This window comes from Deinococcus gobiensis I-0 (genome assembly GCF_000252445.1).
In the GTDB taxonomy this organism is placed as follows: domain Bacteria; phylum Deinococcota; class Deinococci; order Deinococcales; family Deinococcaceae; genus Deinococcus; species Deinococcus gobiensis.
In genome coordinates, this window is the sequence record NC_017790.1 from 258,747 (window position 1) to 275,835 (window position 17,089).

Here is a 17,089-nt window from a genome sequence, read left to right on the forward strand (position 1 = left end):
CACAGGGTCCGTTCCGGCAGCCGGGATGGGCGCGGCGGACGGGACGTTTGTTGTGGTCGCGCGGGGGCCAGGGGAGGGGAAGAGGGAAGATGGTGACGTTCTACGACACTCAGGCGCAGGCCAGGGCCGACGCCGCCGCGCGCGGGCTGCGCGAGAAGGTGCTGTGTTTCGTCACCCGGCCCGGCGAGTTGCTGGTCTTCGACCACGTGCCGGACGACTCGGGCGTGCAGCTTCCGGCAGGCGGTGTGGAACCGGGCGAACTCCCGGCCCAGACGGCCGTGCGCGAACTGCGGGAGGAGTCCGGCCTGTCCCTGGACGGCCCGCGGTTTCTCGTCTCGTATTTCTGGGAAGCCCAGCTCCCCGACCGCTTCACCCGGCAGGTCTGCCATGCCTACGCCCTGAGTGTCCCGGCCGACCTGCCCGATATCTGGGACTACACCGAGGCGAATGCCACGGGGGGCGGCACTTACCTCTTCCGCTTCCGCTGGGCCGACCTGCGCGCCCCGGCCCTGGACTGGGAGATGGACGCCGCCCTGCCGCACCTTCACCGCCTGCTCGACCCTTCCAAGGAGTCTTCACTATGACCGACCCAACCCCCACCCTGCCCGAAGCCGCCGAAACCAACGACGCCTCGACCCTCGCCAAGTCCTTCGACCCGCAGGCCGTCGAGCCGGGCTGGGCGGCGCGCTGGCGCAGCGAACCCTTCCGCGCCGACGCGACGAGCGGCAAGGCGCCCTTCACCATCGTCATCCCGCCGCCCAACGTGACGGGCAGCCTGCACCTGGGGCACGCGCTGGACAACACCCTGATCGACACCCTGATCCGCTACAAGCGCATGCAGGGCTTTGAGGCGCTGTACCTGCCGGGCATGGACCACGCGGGCATCTCCACGCAGGTGGTCGTCGAGCGCCAGCTGCGCGAGCAGGGCGTGTCTCGCCACGACCTGGGCCGCGAGAAGTTCCTGGACAACGTGTGGGACTGGAAGCAGGAGTCGGGCGGCATGATCCTTAACCAGCTCGCGCGCCTGGGGGTGAGTGCCGACTGGACCCGCGAGCGCTTCACGATGGACGAGGGCCTGTCGCGCGCGGTGCGTCACCAGTTCGTGAAGCTCTACCACGAGGGCGCGGCCTACCGGGGCGAGCGCATCGTGAACTGGGACCCGGCCGCCCAGACCACCCTCTCGGAGCTGGAGATCGACCGCGAGGTCCGCAAGGGCAAGATGTACACCCTGTCGTACAAGCTGGAAGACCCGCAGGCGGCGGCCAGCAACGGCGAACCCGGCGAGATCCGCATCGCCACCGTGCGCCCCGAGACCATCTTCGCCGACCAGGCCATCGCCGTTCACCCGCAGGACCCCCGCTTCGCCCATCTGGTCGGGCAGCGGGCGCGCATTCCCCTCACGGACCGCACGGTGCCGATCATCGCGGACGAGGCCGTCGAGATGGAGTTCGGTGTCGGCGCGCTGAAGATCACCCCGGCCCACGACCCCACCGACTTCGAGGTGGGCGAGCGCCACGGCCTCGCGCGCCCCAGCGTCATCGATCTGCACGGCAACCTCACCCGCGACGAACTCGTGCCCGGGGCCTTCCAGGGGATGGAACGCTTCGCGGCGCGCAAGGCGGTCGTGGCGGCGCTGACCGACTCCGGCGACCTGCTCGAAGAAAAGGACCACGACACCGCCATCGGCCTGTCCGAGCGCACCAAGGTGCCGGTCGAGCCCATCGTCAGCGAGCAGTGGTTCGTGCATATGAAACCCTTTGCCGATCAGGTGCTGGAGGGGCTGGACAAGGGTGAAATGCGCCTCGTGCCCGAGCGCTACGGCAAGGTCAACCGCGACTGGCTGGAGAACATCCGCGACTGGAACATCAGCCGTCAGCTGTGGTGGGGCCACCAGATTCCGGCGTGGTACGACGAGGAAGGCAACGTGTACGTGCCCAGCCCCGAGAAGCCCGACCTCGACTGCGACAAGGACCCGCGCTACAAGCACCTGAACCTGCGCCGCGACCCCGACGTGTTCGACACCTGGTTCTCGTCGAACCTGTGGCCCTTCTCCACGCTGGGCTGGCCCGACACCGACAGCGAGGACTTCCGCAAGTTCTACCCGACCCAGGTGCTCGTGACCGGCTACGACATCCTGTTCTTCTGGGTGGCGCGCATGCAGATGGCGGGCTACGGCCTGACCGGGCAGGCCCCCTTCGGCACGGTCATGCTCCACGGCCTGTACCTCGACGCCAAGGGCCAGAAGATGTCCAAGAGCAAGGGCAACGGGGTGGACCCGCTCAACCTCTTCGACGAGTACGGGGTGGACGCCTCGCGCTTCGCCTTCACCTATCTCTCGACCGGCGGGCAGGACATCAAGCACGACCCCCGGCGTTTCGAGCAGGGGCGCAACTTCGCCAACAAGCTGTGGAACGCGGCGCGCTTCGCCCTGCTGCGCCTGTCCGAGGCCGCGCCCGGCCTGACCAGCGACGACGAGCTGACCCACTACGTCCTGAACGCCGTGAATCCGCGCGAGAAGGAGACCCTGCGCAGCCGCGACGCGCTGGGAATGGTGCGCCACCGCGAGGGGCTGACCCTGGCCGACCGCTGGATCATCAGCCGGCTCGACGCCGTGACGGCCGAGGCGACGGCGCAGCTCGACGCCTTCGACATCGGGGCGGCCATCCGCACGCTGTACGCCTTCACCTGGGACGAGTTCTGCGACTGGTACATCGAGGCAGCCAAGCCCGCGCTCGCGGCCGGCAACCTCGGCACGCTGGTCACGCTCAAGGCTGTGCTGGAGCACATTCTCAAGCTGCTGCACCCATTCATGCCCTTCGTGACCTCGGAGCTGTATACGGCCCTGGGCCACCGCCGGCAGCTCGCGCTGCACAGCTGGCCGAAAGCCGACCCGGCGCTGCACGACGCCGAGGCCGTGCGGGCCTTCAGCGCCCTGCGCGCCGCCGTGGACGGCGCGCGCAGCCTGAAAAACGAGCTGGGCCTCTCGCCCCAGGACCGCCTGGACGTGGCCGTGCAGGGCGATCTGGCCGCCACCGTGACCGAGAACGCCCGCGTGGTCGAGGCCATCGCCCGCGTGAAGCTGGTGCCGGAGCTCGCGGGCCGCAGCCTGTCGGCGGTGGAGCGCGGCGTGACGGTGCTGGCGCCGCTGGAGGGTACGGTGGACATTGCCGACTGGCTGGGCAAGCAGAAAAAGCGCCTCGCCGAGTTCGACAAGCAGATCAAGCAGGCGCAGGGCAAGCTGGGCAACGAGGGCTTCGTCGCCCGCGCCCCCGCCGAGGTGATCGAGGAGGAACGCCGCCGCGTGGCCGATTTCGGCGCGCAGAAGGAGCGCCTCGAAGGCGTGCTGGCGCAGTTCGCCTGAGTCCTGGCTTCACGGGGAGCGGCGCCGCTCGGCCCCGCTCTTCCCCCGGTGGGGGTACAGTGGGGCATGTTCGAGCAACGGCGGAAGGACATGGTGAAGCCCGGACCGGCGGCAGCTTCGCGTCCGCCCGGAGCCGATCTCGCCCGGCGCACGCCTACGCGCCCCCCGGAAACCACGGCCAGGAGCCGGCGGGTGCCAGGTGCGGCCGCGCCGCCGCGCATCGCCCGCGCGCAGCATGTGCAGGCTTTCCAGGCGGGCCAGAAACGGGCGCTCGCCTCCTTCCGCAAGGCCACGCCCCGGCTTCCGGCCGGTCGCGCGCGCGCCCTGCGGCCCGCTCCGGCCCTGGCCCCCAAGACGGTCGCCAGGACGCTGCCCAAACCGGCCCTGACCTTTCCCCGGCAGGCGCAGGGAGGGGCGCGTGCGGCGGCGGCTACGTCGCTGCGGACCCCGGCCCAGACCCGTTTCGCCAAGCCGAAGCTCGACCCGGCGGCCCTGAAGCGGGCGGGCGTGCAGCCACAGGTGGCCCTGAAGGCCGCGCAGAAACGCCACGCGCAGGCGGACGCCCTGGCGAGCGGTTTTCTGAAACGCAACCGCCAGCAGCTCGGCGCGGTGCGGGCCAGTGGCCGGACGCTGGGCCGCCAGCCGGGCGCAGATCACGGCGCAGCAGGCGAAGGTGCTGGCCGGGCTGCCCACCGCGACGCGGTCCGCGCGGGCCAAGGTGACGGCCGCCCATGCCCGGGCGGCGGCGCAGGCCCGCACCGGCTCGCAGACCCAGAAGGCCGCCGTGCGCGCCGCTTACGGGGCAGTCGCGCCGATGTACACCCAGGCCGGGGACGCGGTCGGGGCCCAGGCCCGGGCCCGCGCCGAAACCCAGGCCCGCGCCTACGAGTCGCAAGTGACCGGCGAGGACGACAGCTTTCTGGACGGGCCGCTGACCGACAACCGCTGGAAGGCCCGGGCCGGGGCCGCCCGCGACGTGGGCGCCGCCTACGCGCCGGGCTTCCGCGACCAGGCCCAGGAGGAAGCCCAGCGGCTCGTCGGCCCCGACGGCGGTCTGGGGAAGGACCTGAGCAACATCGACGCCGCCCTCCAGGCGACCCTGGGCCTGCTGCGGGAACAGCTGACGGCCAGCCACAAGCGCCTGGACGAGCGTGAGCGTCAGGCCCGGACCCAGGCCCTGAGCGCCTACCGCCGCCTGACCGGGGCGGTCCAGTCGCAGCTGGCGGGCACCCTGAACAGCCTGGGGCAGGCCGAGCAGAGTAGTGTCGCGGCCGTCGCGCGCCAGGCCCAGGCCCACGCCGCCGGCCTGGACCGTCAGGCCAGCGGCGCGCAGGCCGGCCTCCAGAAGAGTGTGGAGGGCCTCGCCGGGCAGCTCGACCGCAGCCTGTCGGGCTTCGACCGGCAGATCCGCGCCTCGCAGGCCCCCGACCCCAGACAGTTGTCGCAGCTGCTGGCGGGCGCGCAGCGCAGCGTGACGGCGGGCCTGCGGCAGGCCCAGGCCGGCCTGGGGCGCAACGTCGCCGGGCTGAGCGCCGGACTGCGGCAGGGGGCGGCGCAGTCCGGCGCGGCGCTGGGGCAGGCGGCGCAGGCCGGGGGCCAGCAGGCGGCGGGCCTCGCCGGGGGCTTCGACCAGGCGGGCGCGGGCATGGTCGCGCAGGCCATGTCGCTGTTTCAGGAGCTGGCGCGCGCGCACCAGCAGGGCAGCGCGCAGGAGGGCCAGGGCACCGGGCAGACCCTGGCGGGCCTGACCCGGGGCCTCGAAGACCTGTACGCCAAGACCCTGAGCGGCCTGCCGGCCCAGCTCCGGGCGACGGTCGGGCCGCTGAGAAAGGCGCTGGAAGGCAACTTCACGAACGAGGACGCGCAGATCCGCCAGAACGCCGAGGAGGCGGCCGCGCAGGTCCAGCCGCGCTGGAAGTCCTGGGTGAAGATCGCGCTGATGGTCGCCGTGATCATCGTGGTGGCGGTCGTGGCGGGGCCGGCCGTGATCGGTGCGGTGGGGGCGATGGCCGGGGCGCTGGGGGCGGGGGCCGCCGCCGGGACCATCGGGGCCGTCGTGGGCGGCGCGATCGTCGGGGCGGCGAGCGGCGCGGTGATCCAGATGGCGAACAACGCCGTGGACAACATCGGCATGGATGCCAAGTACCAGAAGAGCGTCTTCGACGGCGTGGGCAAGGCGGCCCTCATCGGCGCGGCGGGCGGGGCGCTGGGGGGCGCGGGCGGGGCGCTGGTCGGCAAGCTGGGGGCCATGGGCGCGCTGGGGAGCGGCCTGACCCAGAAGGCGGCCGGCTTCGCGCTGGGGACCACCTTCGACCTGGGCGGCAACGTGATGGGCGACGTGATGGGCGGCATGAGCCTGAGCGACGCCCTGAAGAACCTGACCAACCCCGAGACGCTGATGATGATGGCGATCGGCACCGGGGCGGGGGTCGCCGCGCACGGGGTCGCGGTCCGCAATGCCCGCCCCGAGGGGCCGAATGCCGGCACCGGGACGCGCCCCAGTCTGCCCGAGCGGGCGCAGGCGGCAGGCGAGCGCGCCGGGAACCGCGCGGGCGACGTGGTGAACGACCTGACCGGCAACCGGCGGGGGGCAGTGCGCACGGAGGTCAACCCGGCGCTGGCACCGCAGCAGGTTCCGGCCCGGATCACCGGCTACGCGGAGGGTCGGCCCAGAATGGAGGTGGCCCCGAACGCCCACCCGAGAGACGTGAGTCTGCATCAGGAGTATCTCCGCAACATCCGTAGCGAGACCAGTCCGGTGCAGCGGCTGACCGACCGGATACGGAGCGCCCTAGGCGGGGGGCCGGAGGTCGTGCCGGGCAGTCGGCGCTGGGAACTGGCGACCGAGTCGGCCAAGCACGGCGATATGGCCGACTGGCGTTTCAAGGAGGCGCAGGCCCTACCCGCCAACTCCAGGGAGCGGACCAGGCTGCTTCAGGAAGCCCATGACCACCAGCGCATGGCCGCCGACTACGAGCAGGCGGCGGCCAGCGCGGACGCCCGTCAGGTAGTTGACGACAGCGTGATCGAGGCGCGCCGGAAGCTGTATGCCAACCACGACGAGATTCAGGACCTGTTGGGCAAGCCCTTCGACGTGGCGCAGCTGCCTGACCGCTATGTCACCATCGAGGTCGAGGGGGGCCGGAAGGTGGCTGGCCGCCTCAAGAGTGACGGCACCTTCGACATGACGGCGGCCGTCCTGCTGGTGCGCCCCGACGGCACGGTCCAGGTCAACCCGACCAATCGGATCACCTACGACTACATCGCCAAGTACCAGGCCGATCCGAACGCCATTCAGGACCTGAATTTCGGCCGCGACGGCCATACACTGCATCACGCCATTCCCGACAAGGTCTCGACCTCCGATCCCCTGTGCGTCAAGGCCATGCAGCTCACGGGCTACAGTCCGGACCGGATGTCCAACTACCATCCCATGCCCATGGAGCGGCTGTACCGCCAGCTGGACGGCCAGGAGGTCGGCCATTGGTCCAGCCACGCCGAGTACGACCAGACAGTCGTCCGGCCTGCCCTGCGCGATTCGATGCGGCTGCTGGAGACCGAATTCGGGGCCGCGGGCACCTGGACGGCGGACCATCCCCGGATCGCCGACCTCCGGACGGCCATCACGTATGAACTCCAGACGGTAGAACGCATGCTCATCCAGCGGATCGCGGACGGCAACGTGCCGATGACCACGGAGAATACGGCCGGCGGAATGGGGAGAATCCGGTGAGCGCTCCGCAGATCCTGATCGTCCTGCCCGATTCGCCGCGCCACTGGGCCCGGCCCGATCTGGGCGGCGACGTGACCAATGCCGCCGACTTTGATGTGGACCTCAGCCGCTACGAGCAAGGGCAGCCGCTGGACCTGCCAGCCTTCCGCTTCGAGGTCCTGAATATGGAGCTGGACGGCCTGGACTGGCTCGTCCACGAGAGTATGGGCAGCCTGCTGGTCGTCTCGACCGAGTTTCTGGACACGGCACAGGAGGCCTTCGGCCACGCTCTGGAGAGTATGTCCGTGACGCTGGAGCGGGGCGGGCAGCCTTTCCGGACTCGCAAGCGCTATGTCGTCCTGCAACTGGGACCGCCGCGCCCCTTCTTCGATGCCGAAAGATCGGACGCGGTGATGCGCCGGACTTTCGACGGACGTGAGGTCATCGCCTACGTCAAGACCTACGCCCTCACGCTTCCAGAGCAGGTGCCGCCGCTGTTCCGGCTGAGTGTTTCTCCGCACGCCCCCACCTTCGCCAGTGCAGACTTTCTGGAAAGGGCGCGCCGCAATGCCCTGACCAACATCGCCTGGATGGCCGCCGGCTCGCCCTCGCCGACCAACCAGTCCCGGCCCCTCTGATCCGGGGTGCAGAGCTCAGAATGGGCACAGCGGCCGCGCCACTGGCTGAAAGGGGAGGTCATGGGAGAAAGGCCCGGCCAATGCGAGAGCTTGAGATAGCGAACCCCCAGAAGACGGTTGACCTGTCTGTCGCCCTGGAGCAGGCCGCCCGGGGAAAGTCGGCCACGGGCGCGGATTCCGCCGTGTTCCGGCAGCTCGCCGCGTCGCTGGAGCAGGCGGGCTGGACGCCCGACGCCTTCGATCTGGCCGATGAACCGGACCGCCGGACACAACGACCTTTTCAGGCGGAGGCTTTCGCAGAGGCAATGGCCGGGGCCAACCTCTCCGACCTGCCCCGCCTGCACCGCCAGAGGTCACCCGCCTATGTGTTCGCCGCGGGCCTCCTGGCTACGCCCAGGCTGTCACCGACCCTCGACTTCGGGCAGCTTCCCGCCTCCGATCTCGCCGGGGTCTTCGGTCTGGCCGACGCCCTGTGTGAGCTGTTCCGGCCCGTCTACGCGGCGGTTTCGTTCAGGGACCCGGACGCCGCCGAGCCGCTGCCCGGGCGAATCTCCTCCGGGCGGCTGGTCCACCGCTACGGCTTCGAGGTCGTGCCTCCGCGCTGCTACGTGGGGGCAGAGCTGCTGGACAACTTCGACCTGCCGGCCCTGCGGGACCTGGGCGTGGACGTGACCCCCACCGACTGGGGCGCGGTGCGCCTCGACGCCCTGAAAGGCCCCTGGGCCGTTCCCTCCGCAGAGCTGTCGGCGCAGCTTCAGCGTCTCGGGGCCTACTTTGCCGAGCGGGGCCTGATGGGTGACTATTCGCGGGCACTCGTCAAGAAGGCGGGCGCGAACTGGAAGCCGGTCCAGGCCACCTGAAGTTCCTCCGGGGCCTCTTCCACCGCCCGCCCCCGGCTCCCGGATTCCTGCACCCGGTCTAGAACCCTGACCGTAACGCGCTTTCCTGGCCCCGGGGACGGGCGCTAGAGTGAAAGAATCCACAACCTGAGGCCCGGACCGTGGGCCTGCGCGCCGCCCGATCTGCCGCTCTCCTTGTTCCCGACTCCGGAGGTTCCCGCCATGACCCAGGCCAACGAACAGATCGCTGCCATGCTGCACGAAACCCGCGTCATTCCGCCCAGTGCCGAGTTCGCCGCGCGGGCCAACCTGTCGCGCGAGGACTACGAACGCCTGTACCGCCGCAGCCTCGACGAGCCCGACCAGTTCTGGACCGAGGTCGCGGGCGAGCTGGCCTGGATGAAGCCCTGGGAACAGGTCCTCGACTGGCAGGAGCCGCACGCCCGCTGGTTCGTGGGCGGCCAGACCAACGTGGCCTACAACGCCCTGGACCGCAACGTGGCGCGCGGCCTGGGCGACAGGCGCGCGATCGTCTGGGAGGGCGAGGACGGCGAGGTCCGGACCTTCACCTACGCCGAACTGCTGCGCGAGGTGAAGAAGGCCGCCAACGCGCTGGAGGCCCTGGGCGTGCAGGCCGGGGACCGCGTGACCCTGTACCTGCCCCTGATTCCCGAGGCGGCCATTGCCATGCTGGCCTGCGCGCGCATCGGGGCGACGCACAGCGTGGTCTTCGGGGGCTTCTCGGTCTCGGCCCTGGCCGACCGCATCCGTGACGCCGAGAGCCGGCTGCTCATCACCGCCGACGCGGGCTACCGCCGGGGCGCGCTGGTCAACCTCAAGGCCAACGCCGACGAGGCCGCCGCCCTGGCCCCCTGCCTGGAGAACATCCTGGTGGTGTGCCGCGCGAACTGCGACGCGCCCATGCAGCCGGGCCGCGACGTGTGGTGGCACGACGCCGTGGGGGCCGCCGGCGAGGAACACGAGGCCGCCGCCCTCGACAGCGAGCATCCCCTGTTCGTCCTGTACACCTCGGGCAGCACCGGCAAGCCCAAGGGCATCGTGCACACCACGGGCGGCTACATGGTGGGCACCTACCTCACCACCCAGAGCGTCTTCGACCTCAAGCCGGGCGACGTGTACTGGTGCACGGCCGACGTGGGCTGGGTCACGGGGCACAGCTACAGCGTGTACGGTCCCCTGCTCAACGGCGCCACGGTCCTGATGTACGAGGGCGCGCCCAACCAGCCCGACTGGGGCCGCTACTGGGACCTCGTGCAGAAGCACGGCGTGACCATCCTGTACACCGCCCCGACCGCCATCCGGTCGTTCATGCGCCAGGGCGACGAGCTGCCCGCCCGCTACGACCTGAGCAGCCTGCGCCTGCTGGGGTCGGTGGGCGAGCCGATCAACCCCGAGGCGTGGATGTGGTACTGGCGCGTCATCGGCGGCGAGCGCTGCCCGGTCGTGGACACCTGGTGGCAGACCGAAACCGGCTCGATCATGCTGACCACGCTGCCGGGGGCCTTCGCGGCCAAGCCGGGCAGCGCAGGTCTGCCGATGTTCGGGGTGGACGTGGCGATCATGACCCGCGACGGCCAGGAACTCGGCCCGGACGAGGGTGGGCTGCTGGTGGTCAAGCGGCCCTGGCCCAGCATGCTGCGCACGGTGTACGGCGACGACGCCCGCTACCGGAAGACCTACTGGGGCGAGATTCCGCACGTGTACTTTGCAGGTGACGGTGCGCGGCGCGACGCCGACGGCTACGTGACGGTGGTGGGCCGCGTGGACGACGTGCTGAACGTCTCCGGGCACCGCCTGGGCACCATGGAGATCGAGTCGGCGCTCGTGTCGCACCCCTCGGTGGCCGAGGCGGCAGTGGTGGGCAAGCCCGACGCGGTCAAGGGCGAGGGCGTGGTCGCCTTCGTGCTGCCGCAGCTCGGGCAGAGTGTGGACCCGGCGGCATTGCGCGCGCACGTGAGCCGTGAGATCGGCGCGCTAGCCCGCCCCGACGCGATCATCGTGGCCGACGCGCTGCCCAAGACCCGCAGCGGCAAGATCATGCGGCGTTTCCTGCGCCAGATCGCCGCCGGGCAGGAGGTCCAGGGCGATACGAGTACCCTCGAAGACCCCAGCGTGCTGGTCCGCCTCGCGGCCACCCCGGCGGTCTAGCACCCACAGGCGAGAGGGTCCCCACCATGCCTGACGGGGACCCTCTACGCGCCGTGCCCTCCGGTCTCAGGAGGGGAGGCGGGCCGTATTCATCCAGAACGCCTCGACGGCCTGGACCACGCGGTCATAGTCGGGGTACGACACCGGTTTGCAGATGTAGCTGCTCGCGTGCGATTCGTAGGAGCGCCGCACGTCCTGCGGGGCGCTGCTCGTGCTGAACACCAGGATCGGCAGGTGGCGCAGTTCCTCGCTGGACTTGAGGTAGGCGATCAGCTCGAAGCCGTCCATGCGCGGCATGTTGATGTCCACGAGGAGCAGGTCCGGGAGGGGGTGCTGCTCGCGCAGGAGGCCCTGAAGGTGTTCGATGGCGAACAGCCCGTCCGCGCACACCGTGAACTGGGGCGGGACCGTCAGGGTCTCGAACGCGGCCTGGGTCAGGAAGGCGTCGGCCTCGCTGTCCTCTACCAGCAGAATCTGCATCTGCCTGCCCGTTGTGCCTGAAGCCCTCATCTCTATCATTCTACATTGAGTCAGTAAGGAGAGCCTGTTCCAGGCTACGATTGCCGGCCATGCCGGACACTCCGGCCCTGGCCCAGTCGCCGCGCCGCTTCGGCCAGTTGTATAGGAGGCTGCACGAGCGCGAAGCGCACGAATCCCTCGCCCAGCATACCAAAGGCGCGCCCCGGGCTGAGGACCACGCCGGTGTCCTCGGCCAGCCGCACCGCGTAGGCCACGCTGTCTTCCAGGCCGGGCACCCGCGCCCAGACGTACATGCTGGCCTGCGGGGTGGCGACCTCCCAGCCCAGCTCCCGCAGGGCGGGCACCAGGGCGTCGCGCCGCTCCTCGAAGGTCTGCGCGGCGGCCCGGCCCAGCGCGTCGGGCAGGCCCAGGGCGACCGTCGCCGCGCGCTGGATGCCCAGGTAGGCGTGGAAGTCCACCGCGCCCTTGACCCGCGCGAGCGCCGCGATGGCCCCGGCGTCCCCGGCGGCGAAGCCCACCCGGAAGCCGCCCAGATGGTGCGTCTTGCTCAGCGAGTGGAGTTCGACGACGCCCTCCAGGCCCGCGCCCAGAGCACTCGGCGCGCGGTAGCCCCCGAAGGTCAGCTCGGCGTAGGGATGGTCGTGGATGAGCAGGGTGCCCCGCGCGCGGCACCACGCGGCGGCGCGCGTGAAAAAGGCCCCGTCCGCCACTGCCGAGGTGGGGTTGTTGGGATAGTTCAGCAGCAGGGCGCGGGGCGCGAGGTCGCCCGGCACGGCGTCCAGGTCGGGCAGAAAGCCGCGCTCGGACCGCAGGGGCAGCGGCACGGTGCGCAGGCCCGCCACGGCCGCCGCGCCCAGGTAGGGGGGGTAGCAGGGATCGGGCAGCAGCAGCGTGTCGCCGGGGTCGGTCACGGCCAGCAGCAGGTGGGCCAGCCCCTCCTGCGCGCCGATCAGGGGCAGGACCTCGGTGTCCGGGTCCACCGTGACCCCGAAACGCCGCGCGAGGTAAGCGGCGGCGGCCTCCCGCAGCGGCGCGGTGTCCGAGAACAGCGGGTAACGGTAGGTGTCGGGGTCGCGGGTGGCCTCCCGCAGCGCCGCGAGGGCGGCTTCGGGCGGCGGCTGGTCGCTGCTGCCGATGCTCAGGTCGATGACCTCCAGCCCGGCGGCGCGCGCCCGCCCCGCCGCCGCGTTCATCCGCCCGAAGATGCTGCCCGGAACTGCCCCTGCCCGCTGTGACGCCCACATGCCCGCATGCTAGGGCGTGCGCGCGCGCCGGGGGGCGGGCTGGCCGGACAGGGGGGCGGCGCTTCGCCTGCGCCGCCCCCCTGTCCGGCCCTTCACCCTCTAGGCGTTCTCAGCCCCCGACATGCACCACCGGACGCTGCGCCGCGTCTCGCTCGGCCACGCGCAGGACCTCGTGCGTGAGGGGCGGAATGTCGCCCTCGCCCGCCAGCAGGAAGCGCAGGGCGTTGCCGGCCGGGCCCTTCTCCGACCACTCGAAATAGACGTGGGGCGGCACGCCGGTCAGGTCGCGCACGTAGAGCAGGACGGCCGCCAGGGTGTTGGGCACGCTCGACCCGCGCGCGCGCAGGATCAGGTGCGGGCCGACCTTGACCCCCGTGACCGGCACGGTGGCCGCGAAGTCGCTCGCGTCGGTGACCTCGACCTCGAGGAACAGCGCCGCCTGCCCGCCCGACAGGTGGTTGTCGAGCCGCACGTCGAGCGCCTTGAGGACGTATTCGGCGTTGTCGCCCGCGTTCAGGCGGTTGGCGATGAACCGCAGCGGCAGCCCGCGTTCCTGTACCCGCGCGAGCATGGCGCTCGCCCTGTCGTCGAAGACCACGCGCTGCACACGCAGCTCGGTGCTGCGGCTCACGCGCGAGGCCACGCTGACGATGAGGATGCCCAGAATGAACAGCAGCGCGATCCACAGGCCCTCGGGGCGGTCCCGCACCGTCACGACGCTGGTGTAGATGAACAGGAGGCTGATGAGCCCGAACAGCACGCTCGGCCCCCGGTGGCCCCGGCGGCGCTCGGTCAGGAACACGGCGATGGCGGCCGAGGTCATCAGGGCGAGGACCCCGGTCGCGTAGGCCCCGCTCTGGGCGTCCACGTCGGCGCGGAACAGCACCGTCACCAGGGCGCTGATGCCGATGAACAGCACCACCAGCGGGCGGGTCGCGCGCGCCCAGTCGGGGGCCATGCCGTAGCGCGGCAGGTATCTGGGCACGATGTTCAGCAGCCCCGCCATCGCGGAAGCGCCTGCGAACCACAGGATCAGGATGGTCGAGAGGTCGTACAGCGTGCCGAAGCCCTCGCCCAGACGTTCATGGGCGAGGTAGGCCAGCGCCCGGCCGTTCGCCTCGCCGGCCGGCTTGAACACGGTCACGTTGTCCGAGCCGCCCGCCGGGGTCTGGGTCACGGTGACCTGCAGGGCGACCGGGCCGCCCACCGTCTGCGCGGGGACGGTGAAGCTGCCGGTGCGCCCGGCGGGCAGCGTCAGGGTGTACAGCTCGTGCGGGTTGGCGGCGTTGTCCAGCGGGACGTTCAGCACCGCGCGCCCGGCGGTGAGGTCGGCGGCGTTCACGTTGCGCGATAGGGTGACCTCGGGCCAGAAGGCCGCGCGCGGGATCAGGAAGGTGGTCACCAGCGCCGAGCCGAGCAGCATCACGCTCATGATCAGGGCGGCGCTCGTCAGGAGCTTGCGCGTGTTGCGGATGCGCCCGGCGGGCTGCGCCTCGGTATCGCCGGGGTCGCCCTTGACCAGCGGCATGACCACCACGCCCGTCTCGAAGCCCGACAGGCCCAGGGCCAGGCGCGGAAACACGAGCAGCGCCGCCCCGATGATCGCCAGCGGCGAGGCGTAGCTCGAGCGCAGCCCGGCCCACCAGTCGCCGGCCAGTTGCGGGGTCCGCAGCACTTCCAGCGCGCCGTTCCCGACCACCACGAGGCTCAGGCCCAGATACAGCACGACCAGGACCACCGCGATGCCGATGGCCTCCTTGAAGCCCTTGAGGAACACCGCCCCCAGCAGGGCGATGAGGGTCAGAGCGATGACGACCTCCTGGCCGTGCAGCACCGGGCGCAGCAGGGGGTTTTCGGCCATGTGCGCCGCCGCGTCGGCGGCCGAGAGGGTAATGGTGATGACGAAGCCCGTCGCCACGAAGCCCAGCAGCGACAGCACGAGCACCTTGCTGGGCCAGTAGCTCAGCAGCCGTTCGAGCATCGAGAGGCTGCCGTCGCCGTGTGGGCTTTCGCCCGCGACCCGGCGGTACATCGGCAGCGCGCCGAACAGGGTCACCAGGACCAGGACGAGCGTGGCGACGGGAGACAGCGCCCCGGCGGCCAGGGCGGCGATGCCCGGCTGGTAGCCCAGGGTCGAGAAGTAGTCCACGCCGGTCAGGCACATGACCTTCCACCAGGGCTGGGTGTGGTGCTGGGCCTGCGCCTGCCGCTCGCCCTCGTAGAAGCCCTGCGGCTCGGGGGCGCTCGTCTCGAAAAACCAGCGCCGGAAGGCACTCTGGGGGGGTGGGGTGGGGGAGGTCGGATCGCCGGGGGCCTGCGCCATATCCGGCAGCTTACGATGCTGTGCGGGGGGTCAGCTTTGGGCGGCACTTCACCTTGCCCGGGTGTCGGGCTGCCGGCACCGTACCCTGGAACCATGAGCGACCTGATCCCGCTGGCTCCCGGCGCGTTCCTGTTTCCCGGCGCGGTCAACAGCCTCGTGCTGGGGGCCGGGGAGGGGGACGGCGCGCTGCTGGTAGACACCGGTCTGGACGATTCGCATGCCCGCAAGCTGCTGCGCGCGGTGGCGGGGGCGGGCCTGCGGCCCTCGGCCATCCTGAATACGCACTCGCACGCCGACCACCACGGCGGCAACGCGCACATCCTGGGCAGGTTTCCGGAGGTGCCGGTGTACGCGCCCCCGCTGGAGGCGGCGATCATCAATCACCCCATGCTGGAGCCGCTGTCGCTGTACGGTGCGTGGCCCCCGCGAGAGTTGCGCGGCAAGTTCCTGCTGGCCCCCGCCAGCCCCGCGCAGCCGGTGGGAGAGGGCCGGCAGGTGCTGGGCGGCGCGGAGGTCGAGCTGCTGGCCGTGCCGGGCCACGCCGCCCAGATGGTCGCGGTACGTGTGGGCGACGTGCTGTACGCCGCCGACGCCCTGTTCGGGCCGGCGGCCCTCGCGCGCCATCCTTTGACCTTCTGCGCCGATTCGGCCGCCCAGAAGGCGAGTGCCCGGCACCTGGGCACGCTGACGGGCCTGCGCCTGACCGTGCCCGGTCACGGCGAGGCGACCGGGGACCTCGCCGGGCTGGTGGCCGGTAACCTCGGGGCCTACGGGCGCACCACCGGGGCGGTCCGGGAGGCGCTGGCGGCGGGCGAGGCGGGCGTGGACGAGCTGCTCGCGCGCGTATGCGCCGCGCTGGACGTGACGATGAAGGACGCGGCGGCCCTCGTCCTGAACCGCGCCGTGATCAGCGCCCACCTCGCCGAGCTGTGCGCCGGGGGCGAAGCGGCGCTGCGGGTGGACGCCAACCGGCTGATCTTCGCGCTGGCCTGACTGAAGGGTCAGAACGTGAAGAAACGGCTATGGGCGCGGTTTCCGGGCTGGGCGTAGCGTACCGCTATGACCAAGAAGAGCAAGCCCTCCAAGAAAGCCCCGTTGCAGGAGACCTCGGACGGCGCGCCGGTCGCCGCCGCTGCCCAGAACACCGATCAGGCCGACGCCGCGCACCTGAACGTCACCAACAACGCCCTGGTGGACCACAACTACCTCTCGGAAGAGGAGTTTCAGGTCGTCTCCGAGACGCTCCAGCGCAACCTCTCGACGACCATCACCCTGTACCTGAAGTTCAAGAAGTACCACTGGGACATCCGGGGCCGTTTCTTCCGCGACCTGCACCTCGCCTACGACGAGTTCATCGACGAGTTCTTCGAGAGCATCGACGAGCAGGCCGAGCGCCTCGTCGCCCTGGGCGGCAGCCCGGCGAGCGCCCCGAGCGACCTCGAACGCTACAGCGTGATCAAGGTGCCCACCGAAACCGTGCGTGACGCCCGCACCCAGGTCGCCGACCTCGTGCAGGACCTGACCCGCATCTCCAAGGCCTACCGCGACGACAGCAAGACGGTGGACGACCACAACGACCCCGCCACCTCCGACATGTACAACGGCTACGCCGCGACCATCGACAAGATCCGCTGGATGCTCCAGGCAGTCATGGACGACGACCGCATGAACTGAGCCCCGGTTTCCGGGCTTGTTCAGGCCGCCGGGCTCGCCCTGGCGGCCTTTTTCGGCTGGAGGTGCAGGTGGTGGGCAAACCCAAATTCGATTACGCGCTGCACTACGCCGAGCTCGACCTGCGCGCCCATCCCGAGCTGTACCGGGTGGGGACAGGCGAGCAGGGGGTGCTGCTGGTGCAGCCCTACAAGGCCGAAATCCTGCCGCACTGGCGTTTCGCCACGCCGGAGGTGGCCCGCGAGAGCAGCGAGAAGATCTATGCGATGTTTCTCGACTATCTCGCGCAGGGCGATTTCGTGGGGGCCGACATGGCCCGCAAGTTTCTCCAGATGGGCTATACCCGTTCGCGCCGCTACGCCAACCACAAGGGCGGCAAAAAATACGACGGCCCCGTGCCCGACGACAAGAAGGGCCAGAGCGGGGCGCACGGCCGCGCCGAACTGCCCCGCAGCCCCGAGGACCCGGTGAAGGCCGAGTCGGCGCGCATCTTCAAGGCGAAGTGGGCCCAGGCGGAGGAGAATGCCGACTACGCCGCGCGCAAGAAGGCCCACAAGGCGCAGTACGGCTGAGCTGCGCGGCGACACGGTCTGCCCACCTTGAGCGCGGTATGCTGAGGTTATGCACCTTCCCGTAAGTCACATCCTGGCCG

General features: G+C 70.9%; 12 protein-coding genes. 9 read left to right on the forward strand and 3 right to left on the reverse strand.

The genetic code is table 11. From position 1 onward, the window contains the following. Positions 1-89: 89 nt before the first annotated feature. From DGO_RS01280 to acs, 6 genes are all read left to right on the forward strand, one after another. Positions 90-584, forward strand: coding sequence for an NUDIX hydrolase (locus tag DGO_RS01280; RefSeq protein WP_050920639.1), 495 nt, complete (start codon positions 90-92; stop codon positions 582-584). Beyond that, a complete protein-coding gene (locus tag DGO_RS01285; protein WP_014683662.1) occupies positions 581-3,361 on the forward strand; it encodes a valine--tRNA ligase in 2,781 nt (926 codons plus the stop codon). The genes DGO_RS01280 and DGO_RS01285 overlap by 4 nt, the downstream gene beginning before the upstream one ends. A 619-nt stretch (positions 3,362-3,980) precedes the next feature. Further along, positions 3,981-7,094 carry an AHH domain-containing protein gene (locus DGO_RS01290; RefSeq protein ID WP_043800491.1) on the forward strand — a complete coding sequence of 1,038 codons (3,114 nt, stop codon included), beginning with the start codon at positions 3,981-3,983 and terminating at the stop codon, positions 7,092-7,094. Then, positions 7,091-7,711: a hypothetical protein gene (locus DGO_RS01295; RefSeq protein WP_014683665.1), complete on the forward strand. Its 621-nt coding sequence runs from the start codon at positions 7,091-7,093 to the stop codon at positions 7,709-7,711. The genes DGO_RS01290 and DGO_RS01295 overlap by 4 nt, the downstream gene beginning before the upstream one ends. A 182-nt stretch (positions 7,712-7,893) precedes the next feature. Further along, positions 7,894-8,571, forward strand: coding sequence for a hypothetical protein (locus DGO_RS01300; RefSeq protein WP_014683666.1), 678 nt, complete (start codon positions 7,894-7,896; stop codon positions 8,569-8,571). A 201-nt stretch (positions 8,572-8,772) separates the two neighbouring features. Beyond that, complete coding sequence (gene acs, locus DGO_RS01305; RefSeq protein ID WP_043800496.1) at positions 8,773-10,719, forward strand: acetate--CoA ligase; 1,947 nt, start codon at positions 8,773-8,775, stop codon at positions 10,717-10,719. 66 nt (positions 10,720-10,785) lie between these two features. Here the strand turns inward: acs and DGO_RS01310 are convergent, their stop codons facing one another. The 3 genes from DGO_RS01310 to DGO_RS01320 form a co-directional block, all read right to left on the reverse strand. Beyond that, on the reverse strand, positions 10,786-11,199 hold the full coding sequence (locus DGO_RS01310) for a response regulator (protein ID WP_014683668.1): 414 nt from the start codon (positions 11,197-11,199) through the stop codon (positions 10,786-10,788). 74 nt (positions 11,200-11,273) lie between these two features. Further along, positions 11,274-12,443 (reverse strand): aminotransferase class I/II-fold pyridoxal phosphate-dependent enzyme, encoded by a 1,170-nt coding sequence (locus DGO_RS01315; protein WP_014683669.1) that lies wholly within the window; start codon positions 12,441-12,443, stop codon positions 11,274-11,276. 109 nt (positions 12,444-12,552) lie between these two features. Further along, positions 12,553-14,766 (reverse strand): APC family permease, encoded by a 2,214-nt coding sequence (locus DGO_RS01320; RefSeq protein ID WP_014683670.1) that lies wholly within the window; start codon positions 14,764-14,766, stop codon positions 12,553-12,555. Positions 14,767-14,859: 93 nt separating this feature from the next. Here DGO_RS01320 and DGO_RS01325 point away from each other — a divergent pair, with 93 nt between their 5' ends. The 3 genes from DGO_RS01325 to DGO_RS01335 all read left to right on the forward strand — a co-directional run bounded on the left by DGO_RS01325 (position 14,860) and on the right by DGO_RS01335 (position 17,009). After that, on the forward strand, positions 14,860-15,759 hold the full coding sequence (locus DGO_RS01325; RefSeq protein WP_014683671.1) for an MBL fold metallo-hydrolase: 900 nt from the start codon (positions 14,860-14,862) through the stop codon (positions 15,757-15,759). Positions 15,760-15,825: 66 nt separating this feature from the next. Beyond that, positions 15,826-16,440, forward strand: a complete 615-nt coding sequence (locus tag DGO_RS01330) for a Dps family protein (protein WP_043800499.1) — start codon at positions 15,826-15,828, stop codon at positions 16,438-16,440. A gap of 68 nt (positions 16,441-16,508) precedes the next feature. Continuing rightward, a complete protein-coding gene (locus tag DGO_RS01335; protein WP_043802870.1) occupies positions 16,509-17,009 on the forward strand; it encodes a DUF4385 domain-containing protein in 501 nt (166 codons plus the stop codon). The last annotated feature ends 80 nt before the right edge of the window (positions 17,010-17,089 follow it).

What these genes read in the sequence shown, in the direction of transcription:
- DGO_RS01280 (WP_050920639.1), top strand. Translation starts at nt 90, where the DNA reads ATGGTGACGTTCTACGACACTCAGGCGCAGGCCAGGGCCGACGCCGCC.
- DGO_RS01285 (WP_014683662.1), top strand. Translation starts at nt 581, where the DNA reads ATGACCGACCCAACCCCCACCCTGCCCGAAGCCGCCGAAACCAACGAC.
- acs (WP_043800496.1), top strand. Translation starts at nt 8,773, where the DNA reads ATGACCCAGGCCAACGAACAGATCGCTGCCATGCTGCACGAAACCCGC.
- DGO_RS01310 (WP_014683668.1), bottom strand. Translation starts at nt 11,199, where the DNA reads ATGCAGATTCTGCTGGTAGAGGACAGCGAGGCCGACGCCTTCCTGACC.
- DGO_RS01315 (WP_014683669.1), bottom strand. Translation starts at nt 12,443, where the DNA reads ATGTGGGCGTCACAGCGGGCAGGGGCAGTTCCGGGCAGCATCTTCGGG.
- DGO_RS01320 (WP_014683670.1), bottom strand. Translation starts at nt 14,766, where the DNA reads ATGGCGCAGGCCCCCGGCGATCCGACCTCCCCCACCCCACCCCCCCAG.
- DGO_RS01325 (WP_014683671.1), top strand. Translation starts at nt 14,860, where the DNA reads ATGAGCGACCTGATCCCGCTGGCTCCCGGCGCGTTCCTGTTTCCCGGC.
- DGO_RS01330 (WP_043800499.1), top strand. Translation starts at nt 15,826, where the DNA reads ATGACCAAGAAGAGCAAGCCCTCCAAGAAAGCCCCGTTGCAGGAGACC.